Source organism: Aminobacter ciceronei (assembly GCF_014138625.1).
Taxonomy (GTDB): Bacteria; Pseudomonadota; Alphaproteobacteria; order Rhizobiales; family Rhizobiaceae; genus Aminobacter; species Aminobacter ciceronei.
Genome location: NZ_JACJHY010000082.1, coordinates 1 through 4,337, shown reverse-complemented (window position 1 = coordinate 4,337; position 4,337 = coordinate 1). Strand labels below are relative to the sequence as shown.

Genomic DNA, 4,337 nt, shown 5'->3' with positions numbered 1-4,337 from the left:
CGGTGAGATCATGACCATGCCCGGCCTGCCCAAGGCACCGTCATCCGAGAAGATCTTCCTCAACGAACAGGGCCAGATCGAAGGACTGTTCTGAGGCGAAACCTCTCTCCCAAGGCGCTCCAATCCACCCCTCCTGTCCCCCAGGCCCGGAGCGCCCTTTCAAGGCCTGGCACCTCATGTGCCAGGCTTTTTTTTGCCCGCAACCAAGCTTGCTGAGCAGTACAGGCCTGGAAGAAACGACAGGCAAAATATTGCCTATCAGTAAAAATTCTTGCACTTGGATATTGCCCTAGAGGCAAATTTGGGTTCAAATGCCCTCAACAAATGACCGCCTCAAGGCAAGGCCAAGGGCGGGGAACAATATGGAGGAGTACCTGAAATGACAGCTTCATGGCGTTTTTCGATGTTGGCCGACCGCCACCGCGCACTGGGTTCCAAACTGGAAGACTGGAGCGGCATGGGCACGGCCTGGAGCTATGACAAGGACGCCGACGAGGAGTATGTGGCGATCCGCACCAAGGCCGGCCTGATGGATGTTTCCGGCCTCAAGAAGGTGCACATCACCGGCGCCCACGCAGGGCATGTCATTGACCTGTGCACCACCCGCAATGTCGAGAAGATCTACCCCGGCAAGTCGGTCTATGCCTGCATGCTCAACGACGCCGGCAAGTTCACCGACGACTGCGTCATCTACCGCATGGGTCCGAACTCCTGGATGGTCGTGCACGGTTCGGGATCGGGACATGAGGAACTGACCCGCGCATCGATCGGCCGCGACGTCTCGGTCCGCTTCGACGACAACCTGCACGACCTGTCGCTGCAGGGCCCGCTCGCCGTCGACTATCTCGCCAAGCACGTTCCCGGCATCCGCGACCTCAACTACTTCCACCACATGCAGACCCAGCTGTTCGGCTTCCCGGTGATGATCTCGCGCACCGGCTACACCGGCGAACGCGGCTACGAGATCTTCTGCCGCGGCCAGGACGCAGGCCAGATCTGGGACACCATCGTTGCCGAAGGCAAGCCGATGGGCATCATCCCGACGCGCTTCACCACGCTCGACATGCTGCGCGTCGAGAGCTACCTTCTGTTCTACCCGTACGACAACTCGCAGAAATACCCGTTCGCGAACGAAGGTCCTGGCGACACCTTGTGGGAACTCGGTCTCGACTTCACCGTCAGCCCCGGCAAGACCGGCTTCCGCGGCGCCGAAGAGCACTATCGCCTCAAGGGCAAGGAGCGCTTCAAGATCTTCGGCGTGCTGCTCGACAGCGACAAGCCGGCTGACGAAGGCGCCGAGATCTATCGCGACGGCAAGAAGGTCGGTGTCGTGACCTGCGCGATGTATTCGCCGCTGGTCAAGAAGTCGATGGGCATCGCCCGCCTCGACGTCGACTGCGCCATCGTCGGCACGCCGCTGGAAATCCGCAACGCCAGCGGTACGGTCAAGGCAACGGCGCAGTCGCTGCCGTTTGACGACCCGAAGAAGCTGAAGCGGACGGCAAAGGGCTGAGACCTTGGACAGTGCACCGGTGAAGACGATCCTTAGTCGCCCGGTCTACGGAACATTGTCACCGCAGGCCGGCAAGAGCCACCTTCTGATTGCGGACGCCGAAGGGGCGTCCGCGATCCTGGACCTGGCGAAGAAGGCTCCAGAGGACTTCTTCACCAACGCCCACATCATGTTCATACCGGGCCGGACCGGAAACAGCTTTCAGGACTTGCTGAAAGCCCTGAAGCCGGCCCAGTATTATGAAGGACCGTCGGTCGCGGCGGCATTGCCGCGGCTGACCTGGACACTTGCCAACGCCCATATGGGCCTGCGCATGTATCTCGCCGGTACCGAAGGGCTGATCGGCCAGATGATGCAGGCGGCGATCGAAGCCGGCATCGACCCGGCCTCGATCCAGACCGAGCATCGCGGCTCGTGGGCGCGCCGCGTGCAGTGCGTGCACTGCAAGGGCGTCACCGAAAACGTCACGACCCAGCCGGTTACCTGCTCGCATTGCGGTCTGCTGTTGCTCGTCCGCGACCACTACTCCAAGCGTCTGGCCGCCTTCCAGGGCGTCTGCATCAATGCCGAGGATCCGACCGAGATCCCTCAGAAAGAGGAGATTTTCCGGTGAGCGCGGGAACAAACAAGCTGAACGTCACCGTGACCGAAGTGGTCGCGGTCAATGAACTGGTCAAGCGCTTCCACTTCGAGCGCACCGACGGCGGCAACCTGCCGACCTTTTCCGGCGGCGCCCACGTCGTCGTCGAAATGCGCGACGGCGACATCACCAGGCTCAATCCCTATTCGCTGATGAGCTCGCCGCTCGCCACGCGCGACTACACGATCTCGGTGCGTCGCGACGACGTCGGCCGCGGCGGCTCGTTGTTCATGCACAACCGCGTCAAGCGCGGCAGCGAAATGGTCATCAGCTATCCGGTCAACCTGTTCTCGCTGGACCTGCGCGCCAGGAAGCACCTGATGATCGCCGGCGGCATCGGCATCACGCCGTTTCTCGCCCAGACCGCCCAGCTCGCTTCGTCGGGCGGCAATTTCGAGCTGCACTACACTTGCCGTTCGGAGGCGCTGGGCAGCTACACTGAGGTGCTGCGCGAACGCTACGGCAGCAGGGTCAACCTGTACTACGACGAGCACAACGAGCGCATCCCGCTCGACCGCCTGCTCGCCACCCAGCCGCTCGGCACGCATATCTATGTCTGCGGCCCCGCTGGCATGATCAAATGGGTGCGCGACACCGCCGCTGCCCATGGCTGGCCGGATGACTCGGTGCATTACGAGCATTTCGCTGCACCGCAGCCGGGCACGCCCTTCGACGTCAAACTGGCTGTCAGCGGCCTGGAAATCCGGGTCGGCGAACAGCAGAGCCTGCTCGAGGCGATCGAGGCGGCAGGCGTCGACCCGCCCTATCTCTGTCGCGGCGGCGTCTGCGGCCAGTGCGAGACCAACGTCATCTCCTATGACGGCACGTTCAAGCACAACGACCACTGGCTGAGCGATGAGGAGCACTGCTCGGGCAAGAAGATCATGCCATGCGTTTCGCGCTTCGAGGGCCGCTCGCTGGTCCTGGAACGGTAGAACATCCCGGAGCGCCCAGCGCTTTGGAAGAGGGAGGAATTGATGGGAATAAACTTCAGGAAAGAAACGTTCCGCGACGATTTTACCTTCAGGAACAGTCCGGAACAGATCAAGCGGTTTCCCTTCCCCTATCACGAAGACGCCTACATGTACTCGGTCAACATCGAGCCACATGTGCCAGGCCCCAAGGGCAGCGTGTTCGAGCACCTGATCGACGTCGACGAACACTATGTCTCGGAGATGCAGGACCGCGCCATGGTGCTGGCGGAAGATCCGTTGCGCTGCCAGTCGCTGCCGCACATGACGCTGGCCGGCTGGGACCTGCTCGAACTTCTGATGACCGAGAAGGCCGCGAGCTATCCCGAGCACTTCACGCTGACCCGCGACGGCGACCGCTGGCGCTGGATCAACCGGCCACTCGGCATCGACGACACCTTCACCTTTGGCGACATCTCCACCCTGCCCTATGGGCCGATGGAGTACATCACCCGCCAGAGCCAGGGCGACTTCGCCATCCTCGACCAGCGTGACAACAATCTCTGGATGGACGCCGGCATGGTCACCACCCAGGCCGACTGGTCGCTCGATTTCGACATCGGCATGAACTTCTTCGAATGGCATGCACCGGTGCCGCTGGCGCATGAGATGGGCGTCTTCACCCGCGCCCTGAAATTCCTGACCAACATCCAGCAGGGCAAGCCCGCACGCCGCCTGAACTGGACCATGACGATCAATCCGCGCCTCGACACCAGCCCGGAGAACTTCCACAAATGGGGCAGTGACCGCCTGACGGTGACGCCTGAGAATGTCGGCCAGAAGGTCCATCTCCGCGTCGAACTGCAGAGCTTCTGGCGCCTGCCGCGTTCCAACGCGCTGGTCTTCCCGATCCGCTGCTACCTGCTCAAGATGGACGAGCTGGTAACGGTGCCGAAATGGGCCCGCCGCTTCCACCGCGTGCTGCGCGACCTGCCGGTCGAGCTCGCCGAATACAAGGGCCTGACCCGTTATCGCCAGACCACCGTCGACTGGCTGTCGAAATATGACGACGGCGCTCCGACCTCATCCGGCTTCAGCCCGGACTAACATATCGATCCGGCCTGGCCTCACCGAGGCCCGGCCACCGACCACGAAAAAGGAGGCGATGTCATCGCCTCCAGACTGCTGACAAACCCCGTCGAATTTCGGCGGGGTTTTGTTTTGTGGGTTGATTGAGCTTTTGGATTGATTTCGGGGAGCAGATGCCAGTGCC

At 62.0% G+C, this 4,337-nt stretch carries 5 protein-coding genes; all 5 read left to right on the top strand.

Features of this window, described 5'->3' with window-relative positions:
* A partial coding sequence (locus tag HNQ95_RS33200) for a formate--tetrahydrofolate ligase (RefSeq protein ID WP_182576241.1) occupies positions 1-94 on the top strand: 94 nt, incomplete at its 5' end.
* Positions 95-379: 285 nt separating this feature from the next.
* The gene (locus tag HNQ95_RS33195; RefSeq protein WP_067965348.1) at positions 380-1,513 is read left to right on the top strand and encodes an aminomethyl transferase family protein; all 1,134 of its coding nucleotides are present in this window, start codon (positions 380-382) and stop codon (positions 1,511-1,513) included.
* Positions 1,514-1,532: 19 nt separating this feature from the next.
* Positions 1,533-2,126 carry a dimethylamine monooxygenase subunit DmmA family protein gene (locus HNQ95_RS33190; RefSeq protein ID WP_312871106.1) on the top strand — a complete coding sequence of 198 codons (594 nt, stop codon included), beginning with the start codon at positions 1,533-1,535 and terminating at the stop codon, positions 2,124-2,126.
* On the top strand, positions 2,123-3,088 hold the full coding sequence (locus HNQ95_RS33185) for a PDR/VanB family oxidoreductase (RefSeq protein WP_067965350.1): 966 nt from the start codon (positions 2,123-2,125) through the stop codon (positions 3,086-3,088). Before HNQ95_RS33190 ends, HNQ95_RS33185 begins: the two co-directional genes overlap by 4 nt.
* Positions 3,089-3,130: 42 nt before the next feature.
* Positions 3,131-4,171 (top strand): heme-dependent oxidative N-demethylase family protein, encoded by a 1,041-nt coding sequence (locus HNQ95_RS33180; RefSeq protein ID WP_067965351.1) that lies wholly within the window; start codon positions 3,131-3,133, stop codon positions 4,169-4,171.
* Positions 4,172-4,337 lie beyond the last annotated feature (166 nt).